15 protein-coding genes and 7 pseudogenes are annotated in these 19,230 nt (G+C 52.2%); 11 read left to right on the forward strand and 11 right to left on the reverse strand.

The window, feature by feature from the left end; translation table 11 throughout:
- The first annotated feature begins 1 nt into the window (after position 1).
- Positions 2-559, forward strand: a pseudogene (locus tag CS369_RS15360) (YtfJ family protein).
- Between the two features lie 67 nt (positions 560-626).
- Here the strand turns inward: CS369_RS15360 and cysQ are convergent.
- Positions 627-1,366: pseudogene (gene cysQ, locus CS369_RS15365) on the reverse strand (3'(2'),5'-bisphosphate nucleotidase CysQ).
- 185 nt (positions 1,367-1,551) lie between these two features.
- Between cysQ and CS369_RS15370 the strand changes: the two are divergent.
- From CS369_RS15370 to CS369_RS15395, 6 genes and pseudogenes are all read left to right on the forward strand, one after another.
- Positions 1,552-3,500: pseudogene (locus CS369_RS15370) on the forward strand (bifunctional 2',3'-cyclic-nucleotide 2'-phosphodiesterase/3'-nucleotidase).
- Positions 3,501-3,821: 321 nt separating this feature from the next.
- On the forward strand, positions 3,822-4,445 hold the full coding sequence (locus CS369_RS15375; RefSeq protein WP_196907790.1) for a hypothetical protein: 624 nt from the start codon (positions 3,822-3,824) through the stop codon (positions 4,443-4,445).
- Between the two features lie 163 nt (positions 4,446-4,608).
- Positions 4,609-5,274, forward strand: a pseudogene (gene ytfE / locus CS369_RS15380) (iron-sulfur cluster repair protein YtfE).
- Between the two features lie 590 nt (positions 5,275-5,864).
- A pseudogene (locus CS369_RS15385) lies at positions 5,865-6,148 on the forward strand (damage-inducible protein J).
- Positions 6,145-6,447 carry a type II toxin-antitoxin system RelE/ParE family toxin gene (locus CS369_RS15390; protein WP_196907791.1) on the forward strand — a complete coding sequence of 101 codons (303 nt, stop codon included), beginning with the start codon at positions 6,145-6,147 and terminating at the stop codon, positions 6,445-6,447. Before CS369_RS15385 ends, CS369_RS15390 begins: the two are co-directional and overlap by 4 nt.
- Before the next feature lie 114 nt (positions 6,448-6,561).
- Positions 6,562-7,122 carry an AAA family ATPase gene (locus CS369_RS15395; RefSeq protein WP_196907792.1) on the forward strand — a complete coding sequence of 187 codons (561 nt, stop codon included), beginning with the start codon at positions 6,562-6,564 and terminating at the stop codon, positions 7,120-7,122.
- A 54-nt stretch (positions 7,123-7,176) separates the two neighbouring features.
- Here the strand turns inward: CS369_RS15395 and fklB are convergent, their stop codons facing one another.
- Positions 7,177-7,797: an FKBP-type peptidyl-prolyl cis-trans isomerase gene (gene fklB, locus CS369_RS15400; protein WP_196907793.1), complete on the reverse strand. Its 621-nt coding sequence runs from the start codon at positions 7,795-7,797 to the stop codon at positions 7,177-7,179.
- Between the two features lie 346 nt (positions 7,798-8,143).
- On the opposite strand from fklB, the gene CS369_RS15405 reads away from it, so the two are divergent.
- A complete protein-coding gene (locus CS369_RS15405) occupies positions 8,144-8,809 on the forward strand; it encodes a LysM-like peptidoglycan-binding domain-containing protein (RefSeq protein ID WP_196907794.1) in 666 nt (221 codons plus the stop codon).
- A 7-nt stretch (positions 8,810-8,816) separates the two neighbouring features.
- Here the strand turns inward: CS369_RS15405 and CS369_RS15410 are convergent, their stop codons facing one another.
- The 5 genes from CS369_RS15410 to rpsF all read right to left on the reverse strand — a co-directional run bounded on the left by CS369_RS15410 (position 8,817) and on the right by rpsF (position 10,782).
- Entirely contained in the window at positions 8,817-9,194 is a 378-nt protein-coding gene (locus CS369_RS15410) for a DUF488 domain-containing protein (protein ID WP_196907795.1), read from the reverse strand.
- A gap of 146 nt (positions 9,195-9,340) precedes the next feature.
- The gene (gene rplI / locus CS369_RS15415; protein WP_196907796.1) at positions 9,341-9,790 is read right to left on the reverse strand and encodes a 50S ribosomal protein L9; all 450 of its coding nucleotides are present in this window, start codon (positions 9,788-9,790) and stop codon (positions 9,341-9,343) included.
- A gap of 41 nt (positions 9,791-9,831) precedes the next feature.
- The gene (gene rpsR, locus CS369_RS15420) at positions 9,832-10,059 is read right to left on the reverse strand and encodes a 30S ribosomal protein S18 (RefSeq protein WP_000135199.1); all 228 of its coding nucleotides are present in this window, start codon (positions 10,057-10,059) and stop codon (positions 9,832-9,834) included.
- 4 nt (positions 10,060-10,063) lie between these two features.
- Positions 10,064-10,384, reverse strand: a complete 321-nt coding sequence (gene priB, locus CS369_RS15425; RefSeq protein WP_196907797.1) for a primosomal replication protein N — start codon at positions 10,382-10,384, stop codon at positions 10,064-10,066.
- Between the two features lie 5 nt (positions 10,385-10,389).
- Positions 10,390-10,782 carry a 30S ribosomal protein S6 gene (rpsF, locus tag CS369_RS15430; protein WP_196907798.1) on the reverse strand — a complete coding sequence of 131 codons (393 nt, stop codon included), beginning with the start codon at positions 10,780-10,782 and terminating at the stop codon, positions 10,390-10,392.
- A gap of 364 nt (positions 10,783-11,146) precedes the next feature.
- Here rpsF and CS369_RS15435 point away from each other — a divergent pair, with 364 nt between their 5' ends.
- Positions 11,147-12,166: a GH32 C-terminal domain-containing protein gene (locus tag CS369_RS15435; RefSeq protein ID WP_196907799.1), complete on the forward strand. Its 1,020-nt coding sequence runs from the start codon at positions 11,147-11,149 to the stop codon at positions 12,164-12,166.
- 23 nt (positions 12,167-12,189) lie between these two features.
- Here CS369_RS15435 and yjfP read toward each other — a convergent pair.
- Positions 12,190-12,946, reverse strand: a pseudogene (gene yjfP, locus CS369_RS15440) (esterase).
- Between the two features lie 264 nt (positions 12,947-13,210).
- Here yjfP and CS369_RS15445 point away from each other — a divergent pair.
- A pseudogene (locus CS369_RS15445) lies at positions 13,211-15,188 on the forward strand (methyl-accepting chemotaxis protein).
- Positions 15,189-15,244: 56 nt separating this feature from the next.
- Here the strand turns inward: CS369_RS15445 and CS369_RS15450 are convergent.
- The 3 genes from CS369_RS15450 to CS369_RS15460 are packed head-to-tail and all read right to left on the reverse strand — an operon-like array spanning position 15,245 to position 18,423.
- Positions 15,245-16,708 (reverse strand): putative adhesin, encoded by a 1,464-nt coding sequence (locus tag CS369_RS15450; protein ID WP_196907800.1) that lies wholly within the window; start codon positions 16,706-16,708, stop codon positions 15,245-15,247.
- Between the two features lie 11 nt (positions 16,709-16,719).
- Entirely contained in the window at positions 16,720-17,637 is a 918-nt protein-coding gene (locus CS369_RS15455) for a hypothetical protein (protein ID WP_196907801.1), read from the reverse strand.
- 12 nt (positions 17,638-17,649) lie between these two features.
- The gene (locus CS369_RS15460) at positions 17,650-18,423 is read right to left on the reverse strand and encodes a hypothetical protein (RefSeq protein WP_196907802.1); all 774 of its coding nucleotides are present in this window, start codon (positions 18,421-18,423) and stop codon (positions 17,650-17,652) included.
- Between the two features lie 206 nt (positions 18,424-18,629).
- Here CS369_RS15460 and CS369_RS15465 point away from each other — a divergent pair, with 206 nt between their 5' ends.
- On the forward strand, positions 18,630-19,013 hold the full coding sequence (locus tag CS369_RS15465; RefSeq protein WP_196907822.1) for a YgiW/YdeI family stress tolerance OB fold protein: 384 nt from the start codon (positions 18,630-18,632) through the stop codon (positions 19,011-19,013).
- Positions 19,014-19,230: the final 217 nt, after the last annotated feature.

Raw genomic sequence — 19,230 nt, forward strand, 5'->3', positions numbered from 1 at the left:
GCTGTGTCTGCGAATAGCCCTGTTGAGCTGGTGTACCCTGTTGGCGCTGCCCTGCATGGTGCACAACCTTACGCTCAACAGCACCTTGCCCCCCACCGGCATTGCCGATAAAGGGGAACTGATGTATCAGAACCAACAGTTTAGCTACCAGAACTGGAACAGCGCACAGCTCGTGGGAAAGGTACGCGTCATCCAGCACATTGCAGGTAGGACATCGGGCAAAGAGATGAACGATCCGCTGATAAGTGCGATCAAGGCCGCTAATCTAGCGCGTGAATATTACCAAACGACGACAATCGTCAATACCGACGACGCCATCATCGGCACTGGCTTGTTTGTTCGCAGCAGTCTTGAAGAGAGTAAAAAAACCTTTCCCTGGTCGCAGTTTATCGTCGACAGTAATGGCAACGTCTGCAAAACCTGGTAGTTAGAGCAGAAAAGTTCAGCGATCGTGGTGCTGGATAAGCGCGGCCAGGTGCGCTATGTCAAAGGCGGGGCGCTCAGTGCGCAAGAAGTGCAGCAAGTAATGAACCTGCTACCACAGTTGTTGAAAGAATAACTCTCGGCAGAGAACAGGCGTGGACGATCGTCTCACCACGCCTGCCTCGCTCATACCGCTGCGCACATCAAAACAACGACACGCGAAACCCTGGATTGAGAAAGGATTCACGCGGCACATAATTGAGTGTTTTGCCCTGCCAGTCATGTACCTGTGCACCGGCAGTCGCAGCGACAGCGTGCCCAGCGGCGGTGTCCCACACGTTTGTCGGCCCGAAACGCGGATACAGTTGGGCTTTGCCTTCCGCCACCAGACAAAATTAGAGCGAAGATCCAATCGCAACCGTCTGGTGTTCACCAAGCTGAAGCAAATAGTCTTTTAACTCTGCGTCCAGATGAGAATGGCTCACTACCACCAGCGGCGGGTGCGCATGGTTAACACGGATCAAACGGCGCACGCCTTCCACCTCTTTCCACGCTTTTCCCCCGATGCCGCCTACATGACTCCGTTAACCGGCACATATACTACGCCTAGCACCGGCGCGCCATTTTCAATCAGCGCGATATTCACGGTGAACTCGCCGTTACGGTTAAGAAACTCTTTGGTGCCATCCAGCGGGTCTACCAGCCAGTAGCGCTGCCAATGCTGGCGAACCTCCCAGGTGGGCGGATCTTCTTCCGACAACAAGGGAATATCGGCAAACATCTGCGCCAATCCCTGCTTGATGATGTGATGCGCCGCCAAATCCGCTGAGGTCACAGGAGACGCATCTTTTTTATGCGCGACATCGACAGGGCGTTCGCCGTCATACACCTGCATGATGGCGGCACCGGCGTCGCGCGCCAACTGGCAAATTTGTTCCAACATAATGAACCTCGTCTTTCTGGTGCTCGCTGTGTATACAATACAACGCAGTAACGGACCTATTCTTTGTCAAAAGAGTGAGATGCGCCACTGACCTGCCATGATTCTATGCCAATTTACTTCCTTTGGTAGGATACTTTACGAGTCTCAAATCCAAGTGCAACGCCAACATGAAGGAGTCAGGCTATATGAAGCACGCGCTCGCGCCAGGTTTAGTGGCCCTGTTTGTTACCACCACACTGCACGCTGCCACCGTCGATCTGCGCATTTTGGAAACTGCCGATCTGCACAGCAATATGATGGATTTTGATTATTACAAGGATACTCCCACCGATAAATTCGGTCTGGTACGCACCGCCAGCTTGATTCACGGTGCGCGTCAGGAGGCCACCAACAGCGTTCTGGTGGATAACGGCGACTTGATTCAGGGTAGCCCGCTGGGCGATTGCATGGCGGCCAAAGGGCTGCAACAGGGCGAGGTGCACCCGGTTTATCTCGCCATGAACCGACTCGACTATGCGGTGGGCAACATCGGCAACCATGAGTTCAACTACGGTCTGGATTATCTGCACAAAGCGCTGTCCGGCGCCGCTTTCCCGTACGTAAACTCCAACGTGCTCGATGCGAAAACCGGCAAACCGCTGTTCACGCCTTATCTGATCAAGGACACACCGGTAAAAGATCGCGATGGTAAGACTCATACTTTACGCATCGGCTATATCGGTTTTGTACCGCCGCAAATCATGGTGTGGGATAAGGCCAACCTGAGTAGCAAAGTGACCGTGGCCGACATAACCGAAACCGCTAAGAAGTGGGTGCCCGAAATGCGGCAGAAACGTGCGAATATTGTGGTTGCCATCCCCCACTCCGGCCTTTCTGGCGAGCCGTATAAGGCCATGGCAGAGAACTCGGTTACTACCTGAGCCAGATACCGGGCATCAATGCCATTCTATTCGGTCATGCTCACGCCGTTTTCCCCAGCAAAGATTTTGCCGCTATTCCCGGCAGTAATATCGCGTAGGGCACCTTGAACGGTATTCCCACTGTGATGCCCGGTCAATGGGGCGATCATCTGGGTATTGTCGATTTAGTGGTCAACAATGATAGCGGCCAATGGCAGGTGACGGAGGGGAAAGCACAAGCGCGCCCTATTTTCGACAAGGCGCAAAAACAATCACGTGCCGAAGCGGATAAAGATCTGGTGAATGTGTTGTCCGACGCGCATCAGCAAACGTGCACCTTTGTCGGCAAACCCATCGGTAAAGCTGCTGACAACATGTACAGCTATCTGTCACTGGTGCAGGATGACCCCACCGTGCAGATCGTCAATAACGCGCAGCGCGCTTATGTGCAGCACTTTATTCAGGGCGACCCCGATCTGGCAGATATTCCAGTGCTTTCCGCCGCCGCACCGTTTAAAGCGGGCGGCCGGAAGAACGATCCTAACAGCTATGTGGAAGTGGAAAAGGGTGAGCTGACGTTCCGTAACGCCGCCGATCTCTATCTCTACCCCAACACGCTGGTGGTGGTGAAAGTGAACGGGCAGCAGGTGAAAGAGTGGCTGGAGTGCTCGGCGGGCCAGTTCAATCAAATCGATGTTCACAGCAAGGCACCGCAATCCTTAATCAACTGGGACGGTTTCCGCACCTATAACTTTGATGTGATTGACTGTGTTAATTACCAGATCGATGTGACGCAGCCTGCCCGTTACGACGGGGAGTGCGCGCCGCGTAAGCCCAACGCCGAGCGCATCGTTAATTTGACCTACCAGGGCAAACCCAGCGATCCCAAGATGACGTTTCTGATCGCCACCAACAACTACCTCGCCTACAGCGAGAAATTTGCCGGAACCGGGGAAAAGTACGTTGCCTTTGCCTCGCCTGATGAAAACCGTTCTGTGCTGGCCGCCTATATCAGCGCAGAAACGCAAAAACAGGGTGAAGTGAAACCTCAAGCGGACAACAATTGGCGTTTAGCGAAGATCAAGAGCGACACACCACTGGATATCCGCGTGGAAACGGCACCTTCAGCGAAGGCAGCGGCTTTTATCAAAGAGAAAGCGCAATACCCGATGATATCTCTCGGCCATGATGACGTGGGCTTTGCGTTATACCGCCTCGATCTGCAAAAACAGTAATCGGTTACAGAACGCCGCTTGATACGGCGTTCTCAAACTGCGGACAACATAACTCTACCTATTGCTCATCCTCCATACAGGCGGAGGATCTGCTACAGAAAGAAAACCTCACTTCTCTTCCTTGCTTAACCGGAGCGGCTTTCATAACGACAACGCTGATGTGATTAACTGCGTCAGCGATCGGATTGAAGTAATCCAGTCCGAGCGTCACGACAGGGAGTACAGCGCAGTAGCCCAGCAATCTGTTTATGAATGATTAACTAACGGCCCGCCTGTCAAAATGTACACAGGTTTACATCAGGTGATTACCATTGATTAACGATGCCGATTACGCCATTAACACCCTCTCAGCCAATGAACGAGCCCTCTGGTACGCGATCATTGGTTCCCAAAGAACAACTTACGTCGTCTTTTTTGCAAAAGCTAACCTCCATTGTTCATGACTCGGACATTACTCTGCTTGGCCCTGATAAATCGGACGATCGCTATGTCCGCTGGTGCCATGATTTTCGTGACTTAAAAACCAACCCAAATGAACGCCGTATTTACTGGTTCGACGATACGTATAAAGGTACCAAGCGATTAAACATCCTTGGCCATGGCCGCATCAACGCCAGCGGCAAGGGAGAAATGAGTCTGTTACCGGATAGGGTTGATGGTGCAGATCTAAAGTACATGTATGACTATCATTACCGAGCAGAAACACTGGCGCTTTATCAGTACATCCGCGTCACTTCCTGTTACTCGGCAGACGGATCAAACCCTTTGGGTCAACAAATTGCCAACGCTTTCAAACGGGAGACAAAAGCGTTTTCTGGTTATGTCGATTCGTTAAGTCCAGAATCGATTGAAGAAAAAAAGTTTAACCACGCGTTCAAAAGCGAAGGCAATACCCAGATTGATCTGAACCGCTTACTCACCAATACGGGCAGGAGTCTTGTGTGAAAAACACTACCGAAGGAACCAGAAAAACAACAGCTCTGGTCTGGGTATCACCCGGTTAAATTTAATCCTAAATGACCCTCTGCGTACCTCGTTTTAGTTATATCCATCACAATAAAATGTATTTAAAATACAATTTATTGTTTTTACCGCTGAGGGCCTTATCATGCATTACCGCGATCGTACACTGGGGGAACTGGCTATCGCCATTCCTCGCGCTACCGTACTTTTCCGTGAATTTAATCTCGATTTTTGCTGCGGCGGCAAACAAACGCTGCTGCGTGCTGCCAACAAACTGGAGCTGGATATCGAGGCACTTGAAGCGCGCCTGAGCGCTCTGGCAGAGCAGCCTTCAACGGAAACCCACTGGCCTTCAGCACCGCTGGGCGACATCATTCCCCACATCATCCAGCGTTATCACGATCGTCACCGCGAGCAGTTGCCGGAATTGATCCTGATGGCTGAAAAAGTGGAACGTGTTCACCATGAAAAATCGGCGTGCCCGCGCGGACTGGCCGCGCAGTTAGCGCTGATCCTTGACGATTTGTCCCAGCACATGATGAAAGAAGAACGCATCCTGTTCCCCATGATCGAAGCGGGCATGGGCGCACAAGCCTCGGGTCCGATCTCGATGATGGAACATGAGCATGATGACGCAGGACAACAACTGGAAGTGGTGAAAAATCTAACCAACAACGTGACGCCACCGGAAAACGCATGCAACACCTAGCGCGCGTTGTACGCCGGTATCAATGTTTTTATCAGCGACCTGATGGAGCATATCCATCTGGAGAACAACATCCTGTTCCCTCGCGCGCTACGTGGCGAATAGTCCCGCAGGTTGCAGGATGAAATAGGTTATCCTGCAACCGTCTTGTCGAATGGCTATTTTCATTACCAACGGATAGATAAGATAAACAAGCACACAGACAACCCTATAATGATTTTATAACGCCAAGAGTTAGTCATACCGAAGATGGTCATAAAATCTCAGAATGGTGTACAGATTTAAATAGTGTCGTGGTTTTTTACAACAGCCTGAAAGAGTAACCGCAATTGTAGTCCCTCCGGTTTCCCCACGGCTAGTTTTTGCCTCGCATAGATAACAGGTGGCTCAGCGCACCACATTACAACCACCGCAGGTGTGGTTCTCCTGGATGGCAAGGTCGGGGCCTATCCTCGCCAATCCCACCGCCGACCTGACTCGGCCCCGGCTGGAGAAGCGTCTGCCACGTACCGTGCTGAGTGTGGCGGAGGTCCGGCAGGTGCTGGCCCTGCCGGACCTGACTACCTTGTAGAGGGTACATGACAGTATGCTGGCTATAGTTCATACCTTCACGCACCCGGCTGAATGTGGTGCTTACAATCTCACAAATATCAGCCATAATGACACCACAATCGACACCACAAATGGAGTGATAGATGAGCACAATCCACTTCCGCATAGATGACCAAACAAAGCGTCTGGCAATGCAAGCAGCAGATCGGCAGAAGATAAGTCTGACAGAAATCATGAGATTACGAGCCGAAGAGCTCGCGGCCGAAGAACGACAATATCAAAACAATGAACATGACCTCTGGCTGGAGCAGCAAATAACGCAAGCGTTCAATCGTTATAGCTCGGAGGAATGTGAGTTCATCAGCAATGATGAGATGAACCAATACATGGATAAACTGAAAGCACGGCAGCACGGGGCAAACTGTGATAGCAGAGCTGTTATGGGAAAAACAGGCTCAATCGGACCGAGAAAATATCTTTCGTTACCTGTATCAGGAAGCCGGGCTGCTAGTAGCAAGCGCAACCGATGATAAGTTCGTCAGCCTTGCAGAAATGCTGAGGATAAATCCAGAAGCAGGTGTCATCGCCGGACGATCCTGTAAGCAGCGTAAACTAACAGTTGACCGCTTCCCATTCATCATTATCTATATTATCGAGAAAAATCAGGCACACATCCTGCTAGTACTCCATACCTCACGCAGAATCAGCGGGAAATACATACGGTAGATCCCTCTCAGCAAGAAAGCACAGGGTCAGGTCAGAGCGCGTGAACTCTTCCCTTTGTTCAGCACCGGCGTAAAGTAACATTTTCGGTCCTTCTTCTCCTTCAAAAGAAATCAAATGTCGCCAAAAAACAGAATACATATCTTAGGTGCCTCGGGCTCCGGCACAACGTCCATTGCCAAATGCCTCGCCGAGCGGGTGGGTTATCAACATCTAGATACCGATGATTTTTATTGGCGCGACACATCCCCTCCCTATACGGTGGCAAACGAACCGCAAGAAAAGCAGTTACAACTCGCTGACGCACTGAAAACACAAGAAAAATGGATTCTCAGCGGCTCGCTGTGTGGCTGGGGAGATATCTTTATCCCGAGCTTTGGACTCGTTATATACGTCTATGTTAAGAATGAAAAACGCCTTGAGCGGCTCAAGCAAAGAGAACAAATGCGATTTGGGGACGACATTTTGCCCGGAGGCAAGCAGCATGGACGATATCAGGCGTTTATTGAATGGGAGGCGGGTTATGAAACCACGGTGGATGTCAGCCGAAACGCACTTCGGCACAAAAAGTGGTTGGAGAAGATCCCCTGCCCTGTCATCCACATCATGAATGAAAGCACCGTTGACGAAGCCGTAAACGATATAGTGTCACAGTGGGCGTTGAACCCGCCCGTTTGAACCGTCTTTATCAGGATTTGCAGGGAGCATCATTCAACGCCCCCCGCACCTGCATTAGAGGATTTCCAGTAGTTCGACTTCAAAAATCAGTGAGCTGAACGGCGGAATGAATGCACCTGCACCACATTCGCCATAGGCCAGGTTATGCGGAATATAGAGTTCCCATTTGGAACCGACCGGCATCAGCGTCAGCGCTTCAATCCAGCCAGGAATAACGCCGCTCACCGGAAACTCTGCCGGCTGCCCGCGCTGCACGGAGCTGTCAAACACGCTGCCATCGATCAGGCGGCCCGTATAGTGCACACGCACGCGATCTTGACGTGCAGAGATCGCCCCTTCACCCTGGGTCAGCACGCGGAATTGCAAACCGGACTCAGTCTGGTTGACGCCGTCTTTACCAGCATTGTCTGCCAGGAAATTTTGACCTTCAACAGCCAACGCTTGCTGGCGCTCACGGCGCACCGCATCAGCACGTTCATGAATTTCACGCAGCGCGCGATGTACAACATCCACAGGCACGGCGGGCGCATTGCCTGCCAGTGCATCACGCAGACCTGCTACCAGGGCTTCAGGGATCAACCCTTCCAGGCCAGATTCTTGCAACTGTTGACCAACCTGCAAACCAATACCGTAACTGGCCTGCGCCTCAACGCTCTCGTAAGAAGGGGTGCTCATGGATGTTCCTCATTGTGTAAAAAAATGAAAACGCAGCATAACAGCGCTGGACGGCAGGGTAAAATCTTCTGTGTGATCGTTATACCCGTCATACTTCACGTTGCAGAGACGTTGGCAGCGCGCAGATACCGCGAAGATCGGCGCACAGTCGAGAAAATCGGCTCTGCCAGTATGAAAGGCGAGCGAATACCATGCCCTATTCTATACTAAGGGTTCCACTTTCTCTCAAATTTGTTACCTTAAGCATCAACACGTTAGCGATTATGACTCTTGTATTACTTTCGTTGGCGCGTTACCTATATACTGGGCAGCTTTACAGGTTGCTATCGTTGCAAGAGAGGTCAGCATGGGCAGAATCGCGCCCAGGAAACGAGTAGCCCCCGCAAGGGATTATCAAGCGCTGATTCGCAGCGTTCTACGCGTTCTTCCGCGTTTGCCTTTGGCTCGGGCCGAAAAACAGCGTAATGCTCCCTCTCTCCCTCTGTCAGCACTGCTTGAGCGTGTGCGTGATATATTGAGAGGACTGTGGCATCACCCTGACAGCTACCACTGGATGGATCCGTTGCCTGCCTTCCACCGCCGTGCGATTCTGATTGCCTTCGCACTGCTGCTGATCGCACTACTGTGGTCCTATTCGCCGCCAACGTCACGGGCTCCGTCATCTGCCACACCCATCACACTCAATGAATCAGCGCCAATGCACGCTAACCTCGCAGACAGCACGCCAGCCCCGGTAGAGCCAGCCGCGCCAGCCTGGCAGACTTACCCGATTGCTGCGGGACAAACGCTGGCGCAGCTGTTCAGGGATAATAATCTGCCCGTCAACGATGTTTTTGCAGTGGCTCAGGTGGAAGGAAGAGATAAGCCACTGAGCAACCTGCGTGCCGGGCAACAGGTCAAACTGCGGCTTAATACGCAGGGAATGGTGTCTGAGTTGGAGATTGAAACAGCGGATGGCCAGCGGGTGCACTTCACACGCCAATCCGATGGCGTATTTCTTCGCACGCGTTAAGGTCCGTTCAGGCGTTACACTGTGCGAGCAGAAAATCCCGTAGTACCTGCGCATGATTGCGCTGCGGATCTTTGCTGCCATAGAGCAATGTGACTTCACCCGAGCACGCTAGTGCCGACGTAATGATCTGCCAATGGCGCTGTCGTGCCAGTTCGGCGCGATACTGCGCAACAAAAGCGTCCCATGCGTCTGGCGCTGCGTGGAATGCCTGACGCAGTGCTGTGCTGGGCGCAACCTCTTTAAGCCACTGCGCGCCGCCCAGTCGCTCTTTTCGAACACCGCGTGGCCAGAGCCGATCCACCAGAAAGGTGAGGTGCGCAAAAGACAATTGCGCATCATAAACCCGCTGTAAATGAATGTGCGATACATCAGTGGCGGCGGACATAGCGATAACCTCCAGTCATAAACCGGGTTAGCATACGCCCAATTATCTTTGCTGTGCTTACTGATAGCCCATAAAACGCAAAACGCCGACCCGAAGGTCGGCGTTTCACGCATAACGCTCAGCGCCCGAAGGCACCATGCCATTGCTTATTCAGCAACAACCAGCACGTTCAGCGTAGCGAACACATCGCTGTGAACCTGGAAGCTCACTTCGTGGTCGCCCAGTGTACGCAGTACACCGTTCGGCAGGCGAACTTCGCTTTTAGCGATAGCAACGCCAGCAGCGGTGACAGCATCAGCGATGTCACGCGTACCGATAGAACCGAACAGTTTGCCTTCGTCGCCCGCTTTGGACGCGAGTGTAACGGTACCCAGTTCAGTCAGTTGCGCAGCACGCGCTTGAGCAGCAGCCAGAACGTCAGCCAATTTGGCTTCCAGTTCTGCGCGACGCGCTTCGAAGAACTCAACGTTTTTCTTGGTTGCCGGCACAGCTTTGCCCTGCGGAACCAGGAAGTTACGAGCGTAGCCCGCTTTAACGTTTACCTGATCACCCAGGCTGCCCAGGTTTGCTACTTTATCAAGCAGAATAACTTGCATTACCTTATCCTCTCAAAGTCTCGTTAGTGGACTGTGGCCGATTACTGATGACGATCAGTGTACGGCAACAAAGACAGGTAGCGCGCGCGCTTGATAGCACGGGCCAGTTGACGCTGATACTTAGCACGAGTACCGGTGATACGGCTCGGGACAATTTTACCACTTTCAGTGATGTAGTTTTTCAGCGTTGCGATATCTTTATAGTCGATCTCTTGAACGCCTTCCGCGGTGAAACGGCAGAACTTGCGACGACGGAAATAACGTGCCATTTGGCTAGTCTCCAGAATCTATCAATTCAATCTGCTCGGCATGTAACACCAGTTTGTTCAGCCCATTGCGCCCTTGATGGCTGCAAATAAAGCCCTGAACCCTGATGAGCATACCGACCGTTATACTGTGGGTAATTGCTTGCGACTTACGTCCGCTGACAATCACGGGCATACGACACCATGCTTGCCGACGAAGTCCGGCTTCCTCCTGTACCGAGCGGTGCTCAAGCACAAACTGGCAGTGAGGAATGCCCGACGGGCTGACCTTTCGTACCGGCGCCTTGCATATCATGCCAGAGAGTTCCAGACGATTAGCGGTCGCCACGGCAATTACTCTTCAGAATCCCCAGCTTCAGCATCATCACCGGCTTCAGCGTATTCATCACGACGCTCACGGCGTTCGTCTTTCGCTTTCACCATCGGAGACGCTTCAGTTACAGCGAGTTTGGTACGCATAACCATGCTGCGGATAACGGCATCGTTGAAGCGGAAGTTAGTTTCCAGCTCATCGATCACTTCCTGCGGAGCTTCAACGTTCAGCAGAACGTAGTGTGCCTTGTGCAGTTTGTTGATCGGGTAAGCCAGCTGACGGCGGCCCCAGTCTTCCAGACGGTGGATCTTGCCTTCTGCACCAGTGATAGCACCAGTGTAGCGCTCGATCATGCCCGGAACCTGTTCGCTTTGGTCAGGATGGACCATAAATACGATTTCGTAATGACGCATCGAATAGCTCCTTACGGATTTTTCAGCCTCCTGTCAGGGCCAGCCGCGGCCCATGGAAGCAAGGAACGTGTGTATGCGGCTGAAAAAAATGACGCATCAGTATACTTACCCCCGTTAATAAGCGCAAGGCGTTCTCTCGCCGTTTTGTCATGGCCCCTGTGTCACTTTTTGGAAACCAAACTTACAAAAATCAATACAACTCACTTATTATTAACGAGTTAGCGCCAATAATCGTGATATATCTCTCAGTGACCCGACACGACCGTTTGCCAGCCTCAGTGTTCACGTCGACAATTTTTATCATCCAATTCGGGCGGCTCTCTCCAGCGGAACCGTTGTTCAGCAACGATGACAAGTGCATGCCATGATAAAAAACCAAACGCTTCACGATGCCAGTCAGGCCCAGCACCTGCTGGAAAAGCAGCGAAAAGCGCGTTTTTACCCGGCTTTCCATCTCGCTCCTCTCACAGGCTGGATGAACGATCCGAACGGGTTGGCGTACTGTGATGGCCGCTATCATGTGTTTTATCAACACCATCCTTACGATGAACACTGGGGACCCATGCATTGGGGACACATGACAAGCCACGATCTGGTGCACTGGCAGCATCAACCCATTGTGCTGGCATCCGGCGACGCCTTCGATAGGGACGGTTGTTTTTCCGGTTGCGCCGTGAATGACAATGGCCTTCTTACGCTTATCTATACCGGTCACGTGTGGTTACAGGGTGTCGGGAATGACGGCGCGATCCGCCAGGTACAATGCATTGCCACCAGCGAGGATGGCCTCCATTTCACCAAACACGGGGTGATAGTCACCCCGCCCGACGGCTGGGCCGGATGCCTCACGCTGCCGCGCGAACTGTCGCTGGATGCGCAAGGGCGCGTCAGAATGATGCCGGTGCGGGAACTGCAAGCACTACGTCGGGAAGCGCATACCCTACCCGCTTTTTCGCTGAACAACCAACGACGCAGGCTGGGGATCAGCGCGCTTCAGGCAGAAATTCACATGATGTGGGATATTCAAAAAAGCCAGGCGGAACGCTTCGGCATCGAGATTGCCGTCAGCGACGATCGGCGCTACGTCACCCGATTTTATGTCGATACGCAGTCTCGTCGTTTGGTGTTGGATCACAGTCAATCCGAACTGGGCGTCGGCGGCTATCGCAGTGTGGCACTGCCCGATGGCGACACGCTTGATCTGCGGATTTTTATCGATCGTTTCTCAGTGGAAGTCTTTGTCAATCAAGGGGAAACCTGTATCACCAGCCGTATTTACCCACCAACAGAAGGACGCGGCATCGCGCTTTATGCCGAAAATGGGGTGGCGTACTGCCAGACCTTTACCCACTGGCAGATGGCATCCATCTATCCTGAGCAGTAACCACAACGCGTGAACGGGATACGTCAGGCTGTAGCGGCTATCGGCGTCTCGGTCAATGGCACAGAGGCAAAATGCCGGGTAAAGAAGCGACTGCCCGCCGTTAGCGCTAACGGGGTGATGCGATGCTCCACGTCACGTTCCGTCAGGTAGGTGACGTTATGATGCTGATTATCCGCTTTCAGTGCCGCATACAAGCGCGCGCTATCGGCTGCGGGCACCACGTCCATGCCACAGCAATAGCGGGCGATTTGCTAACGCAGACAGCCGGTCGGTGACATCATAATTGGCCAGCGTTTGCGCCAACTGACGCAACAAATCGTCAGACCCCGGGCTTCCTGTGGGGACCGGAGGGAAAAACGAGCGCGACAGCGCAGAAAAATATCCGGACCCCATAAACGAAGCGACGGCTGAAATCCACGGATAGCGCGTCATGCTGGCCAACGCGGTCATGCCCCCGAGCGATGCGCCCGCAACGCCAATTTTCTCATCCGCAATCCACCTGCCCCGGCAGTTCCTGCACGTTAAATTGCAGAATATCCCAGAAATGGCGTAAACGGCGGGCCTCATCACCGTCATAACGCGCGCTGTGCATCGCCGCGTCAGGCAAAATAACACGAAACCCACTTGTGCTAACGCATAGCCAAAATAGGCGTATACTTCCTTGGACAAGGTATAGCCATGAAAAAAGAATATCGTCGGTAATGGATACTCCTGCTGACCGCTGGGGGTCGCATGCAGGACATCAATTCCGTTCAGGGTATCTGGCGAAATTTCTACCATGTGGGTTCTCTCTCTTTTTTCTTTCCGCACATCGTTAAACATAAACTCGGGTTGCCTAACACCCTATCACCAAAAATAAATTTTTTTAAATACAAATTCGCAATGATTTATAACAAAGACTGCAATGTAAAGTTACACAAATCAGATGAATTATTTACTTACTCTGCCGTTACTGGCGTTAACTGCTGGCGCTTGGCTGTACGGCGGTTGACAACATCATGGGTCATTTTCCAGCACGGATTGTACTAATAAAAGAGACATAGCATGCTGCAATTTTCTTCTTTTCGACACTGGGGTTTAGGCATCAAGCTCTCGGCGATCGCCTCGCTGAGTTTGGCCGTGCTGTTTTTGGTTTTCACACTGTCACTGACGCGTTCTGCGGGCGATCAGTTAAAAGCGCTGACGCTGCACGATATGCAGAGCCAGGTGACCGGTGTGACAGACATGATCACTATGTACGATGCCGGGTTACAAGCGGAAGTGGGTAACTACAGCACGCTGTTCGCCAGTTTCCTCCCTACCCAATACAGCATTGATACCACCCAGCGAGTGCCTTACGGCGATGGCTCACAGCCCACGCTGAAAGCGGGCGATACGCAATTGAATGTGAACACTGCCATCGTGGATGATTTTCTCAGCCGTACTGGCGCAATTTCAACACTGTTTGTGCGCGACCGCGATGACTTTGTGTGCACCACGACCTCATTGAAACAAGAGGATGGCACCCGCGCCATCGGTACCCGGCTCGACAGGGAAAGCGCGGCCTACACCAGCATTATGAAGGGCGGCACCTATAGCGGACTGGCTCCGCTGTTCGGCAAGCAGTACATCACCCAATACACGCCCATCAAGGATACATCAGGCCAGATTATCGGCATCCAGTTTGTCGGCATCGATATCACGCGTGAATTCACCCTGATGCAGCAACGCATTTTGGAAAAGCGCATTGGCGAAGATGGGCATTTCTTCGTGATTAATGCGAAAAAAGGCAACGAGCTCGGTAATTACCTCTACCACCCAACGCGCGCTAACCATCGTCCTGACTGGTCCGAAGGTGCACTGAGCCAGATTCTGGGTGCCCATGACGGCACGCTGGAGTTCCGTGACAACAGCCTGTCGCCGAACGAACAGGAACAGGTGATAGTTTTTCAGGCGGTGCCGCAGTGGGGATGGGTGATCGTTGGTACGCTGAGCAAAAGCAGCCTGCTGGCTAACATCACTCACACACGCAATCTGTTCTTGGCTGGCGGTGCCTTATTGACGCTGATTTTCGCCGTGTTCTTTATGTTACTGACGCGCCAGTGGCTAAGCCGACCGCTGGAAGACGTGGTGAAAGTGGCGGAACAGTTCTCTGCTGGGAACCTGCAAGCCACGCTGACCACGCAACGCAATGATGAAGTGGGCCGCCTGATCGGTGCCATCAACGGCATCGGGCAAGGGTTGACGCGCATCGTCGCCCAGGTGCGCGCCTCCGCAGAAGAGATCAGCGTTAGTACCGATGCGCTGGCACAAGATAGCGAAAACATCAGCGAGCAAATCAGCCGTCAAGCCAGCAGCGTGGAAGAAACCTCTGCCAGCATGGAGCAGATTTCAGCGACGGTGAGGAAAAACGCGGACAACGTTTCCAGCGTGCGCCAGTTGGCAAAAGAGAGCGCCAACGCCGCTCAGCACGGCAGCGAGCGCGTGAGCGACAGCATCTCTACCATGAGCGACATCAAGGATTCATCGCAGCGTATTTCCGATATCACCTCAGTGATCGAATCCATCGCGTTCCAGACCAACATTCTGGCACTGAACGCGGCAGTAGAAGCGGCTCGCGCCGGAGAGCACGGTAAAGGCTTCGCCGGTCGCTGCCGAAGTGCGTGCGCTGGCACAGCGCAGCGCAACCGCGGTGAAGGAGATTGAAACGCTGATTAACGAATCTCTGGAAAAAATTGAAGCGGGTTATCGTATTTCCGCCAAAACCCAGTCGGCAATGGACGATTTACTGCAACGTATTCATCAGCTCAGCACCATCATCAATGAAATTGACACCGCCTCACGTGAACAATCGACAGGCATCGAACAGGTCAATATCGCCGTGGTGCAGATTGGTCAGGCAATGCAGAAAAGCACTGAACTGGTGAGTAATTCGGAGTACACGGCACAAGGACTGCGCCAGAAGGGGCATCATCTTACCGAACTGGTCAGCGTGTTTCAGATAAACGAATCAACCCCTACGCTGACGCAGTTGCAACGTTAAGCACGGGTTTTACTCCCGGCCTCCGCTGCGCTCAGGCAACGTGAGGCCGGCGGTGTTTACACGACAGGCAATGCGCCAGAGGATAACGCAGTGTCGCCCAGATCTTCATCGTAACGCTGAAAGGGCAAGCCATCGTGTTCGCGCGTCAACGTGGTGCGCGTTACTCTGACCAGACTCTGCCCCTCAGACAGGTTATCCGGTGCGGGATACACCAATCGGTAAGTCGATATCTGATCTTCAGGCAGTGCAAAATTACAGCGGCAATGGGAGAACACTAGCGTGTTGTAGCGCTCACCGTTGACGTTCAGCAGTTTCCTTTTCTTGTCGAGATCAATCACGCGCTGAACGCTCGCCAACAGCGGATCGGAATCAATCTCATATTTAAGCTGAGTGTTAACGATCAACACATCGCTTAACGCGGCTTTGTGTTCCACAGCCAATCGCCGATTTTTCACCAGTGCCTGACCGATCTTCCATTTTGTGTCACCTTCATAATGGAAATGGCAATAATTCTGCAACCCCTCCGCGCGTCCCATGCTGTTTTTTACTTTGTGCGGCTGATAATCATCGTTATATCGCCACTCATCGTGGTGCTGGGGAATAAAATACGTCTCCTGCTTTTTCCCTCTTATCGTTAAAAATGCCCGAAAACCCACGTCATCGTTCATCACGGTATCCAGCCCCGGATCCTCAAGAAAAGTACCATGTGGAGAGAGCATTTTTAACGTGATATCCGAAGGGAGAATGACGCTGGGTTGAGCCAGATCGCTATCGAAATAGCCGCCATGGGCAGAAATCACCAGGGTTTTGCTGCCGTGCTGTCGGGCACCCTTGGGGCTTTTGGTAAAAAACTGCACATAATGGTCATCTGCCAGGGTACGATAGCCGACGGCGCCAACCTCACGCGCATTACGTACTTTGATGGGCGTAAAATCAGGGCTGCTTTTATAGAGTAGATTGCCGCTATAGCGTCGCTCACCTCTGATTTTTTTGCCTTTTAACCGAACCGACTTTGGCACAAATGATTGACTCTTGCCCGCAGATACCCTCATTTGTCGTGCCTGTATCTGTTTGACACTCAAATGACCTGCACCAATGACATCACCCAAGGTGCCAAATGCAAGAAACCACGCCCCGATTTGTGCTTCGGAGAGTGCCTGCTCATACACCGCACCATTATCAGTGCTGGCAGCCTGTTGCAAATTGACCGCTATTTCGCCCAAACCAGAGGCAAGCCCGATGGTTGCCAGTACCGCAGCGCCTGTGGGGCCAGTCACTGTCAGCAACAGCATGCCAGCAATGGTATCAGTGGCGGCCAGTGCCCTTTTATAAAACATCAAATTCCTGTCGCGGGTAAACTCATCACGGGTATACACCACTGCATCGATGTTCTTCTCCATCTGATCCAGCAGAGCCTGATACAGCCGACGTTGATAATGCTGTCGATATTCCAACCGCAGTTCCGACTGTAGGCAAAATGCGGGAAGATCCACTCCACGATAAATATTCGGATTACACATCAGCGTAGGTTTCAATCCCCCTCAGCCAAGCGCTGCTCATCAAACATAGAGAGATGCTTACGAATAATGTCTTCAAACGCAGGGTCAAATGCATAACGATCGGCAATTTTCATCTCTGAATGGGCCAGAGAAATATACACCACGCGCGAATCAAGCACGGTGGACAGGGCAAGAAGATGCGGAACAACGCGATCCTTCATGGTCACCAACTGCGGATTAAGTTTGCCTTCAAGAAAATGGCGAATGGCAGGGGGAATATCAGATGAATGGAGCGTTTCAAGCGCATGAATCACAATACCAATGGCACGAAAGTCGAGCGTCGCCTCAAACAGGGGCTGAAACGTGGTATTGGCCTTCAGTTCGCTGAGCAACGCGCCAAGCTCCGTAGCGATATGGTCCGCAATGCTCTGCGTTCTCATACACGCCAGACGCAAAAAGGGATTGGCATCGGGAGGGAAATAGAAGGAAGTGTCCCTTTGTACGAGCGCCTCTCGCTTGTGAACACCCAGATAAAGCGCCTTAGTGGTGAAATGCTCAGGCAGGTAGATCCGATCCTCATTGAGCATCCGATGGACAAACATGATTTGATGAGATTGATCGAGCGCCGGAGGCGGAAAATGTTCCGCCAGTTGCGCATAGTATTTCTTGTACACGTCTGTTATTACACGGTTCAGACCTGCCGCATTTCCCTGCCAGTATGCGGAGTGGTGAATAGCATGCTGACGGGATTCCAGCGCATATTTTTTCATCAACGATTGCGCTGCGGCCGTCTTGCGCCTGGGCGCAAAATGCGGAGGCGTTTCATTCAGATACTGTTTGACGTAGCTGATGTGGCTGAATTTCCCCAGCCGTCGGCGGGCTGCACGTCCCTGCTTTTGATAGCTAAGGCGAAATGGTGTCTCTTTTTCCCCCAGCCCCAACAATAGCATATCGAGAACCATTCAGGTGTAAGCGGGTCCTCGTGTTTTAATGTCTTGCAAGGGAAAACGCAAAAATTCATTACTCAATATGGCAATGACATGAGACTTATCTGTCGCCGGTAATTTAGCGCGGTCATACATCAGGTTAAAACGAGAGATCGGTGAGGAAGAATTCTTAGTATTGCGCCGCGCTCTTATGGCGTGATCCGAGTGCCTTTCCTCTGAGGTCTGAAACTGACGCAAATAATCCGCCAGCGCCATATGCTCAGCGTCTGAAAACACCTCAACCTGTGGATACACCTCCGGGTTCACGTCAGCAAGCGCTCTGGCGTGTTTCACCGACTCGGACGCTAGCGGCAAAATCGCCGATACGCTATCGCGATATCCGGCGGGAGGTAAATAGGGTGAAAATGTCCCAACGTGGGCAGTGCCAGGATACAAATCGATAAGCAGCCTCTCAGGTTCATCCTGATATCGCGAGCGAAGAGCGGCGATCCCGGTAGCCCCTGCCCGCCACGCCATTTCGCCCAATAGCAGAAGTCCCCCCAATAGCACTGTTTTTTTAACGCGCGATGCTCCTGTGTTTCCCCGCGTGTTACCAGGCTTGAATGCCTTGTTAGCGGTCTCCACACCGGATTCCAACGTCAGAGGGGAAACGGATACCGCGCGCAACGTATCTCGTAGCGGTTTACGTTCATCGTTAACCAGGTTTGATGGCGTTTTACACCGGGACGGTGGCATCACAGAATACATTGAGCCGCCAGATGCGCCCCAAACTGGAGGTAACAGCGTCATGGAAAGATACCTTTCTAAAAGGGTCAAAAAAGATGAGTGAAAAAAGGTGGGATGATAAATCAAATAATAAACAGCATGTTATAGAAAACACCCTTGTTATAAGACACAATAAAATCGCTAAAAGACAGGATAAAGCGTTTCATTTCTTGAGAATAATAGCATAACCATCCACACTTATCTCAGGCCATAACCTCAAGGACATCATGATGAAGAGAACGCTTATCGCCCTTTTATTGGGTGCCGTTTCTGTTGGTGCGATTGCGCAACAAGGGGGATTTGTCGCACCGAACAACGCAGGCACTACGTCGGGCGGATTTAAAGGCCCGGCGCCCGGTTTGACCACCGTAGAACAGGCTAAAACGCTCAGGGACGATGCATGGGTGGTATTGGAAGGTCATCTGGTGCGGCAGTTAGGACATGAACTGTACGAGTTTCGTGACAGCTCTGGCACCGTCAATGTTGATATCGATGACAAACGCTGGACAGGGCAAACAGTCATGCCCAATGACAAAATACGTATCGAAGGCGAAGTAGATAAAGACTGGAATAGCGTAAAGATCGACGTTAAATCAGTACATTTGGTGAAATAACGCGCCACCACCGAGGGGCTTGACGCCCCTGTTCACTCAGGGCAAGCTGCGAAACTCCCCCGCCCTTTTTTACAGTTGCAAGGAACTTATGACTGCGCTTACGCGTTTCATCACCTTTTTTCTCATGACGCTGCTGTGCGCCTGTAGTGCTTTTCAAAGCAAGCCAATGCCGCTGCCGCCGCCAACGCAGTAGGCGCAGCTTATCGTCTATGCGCAA

Source organism: Candidatus Symbiopectobacterium sp. 'North America', assembly GCF_015762685.1.
Taxonomy (GTDB): domain Bacteria; phylum Pseudomonadota; class Gammaproteobacteria; order Enterobacterales; family Enterobacteriaceae; genus Symbiopectobacterium.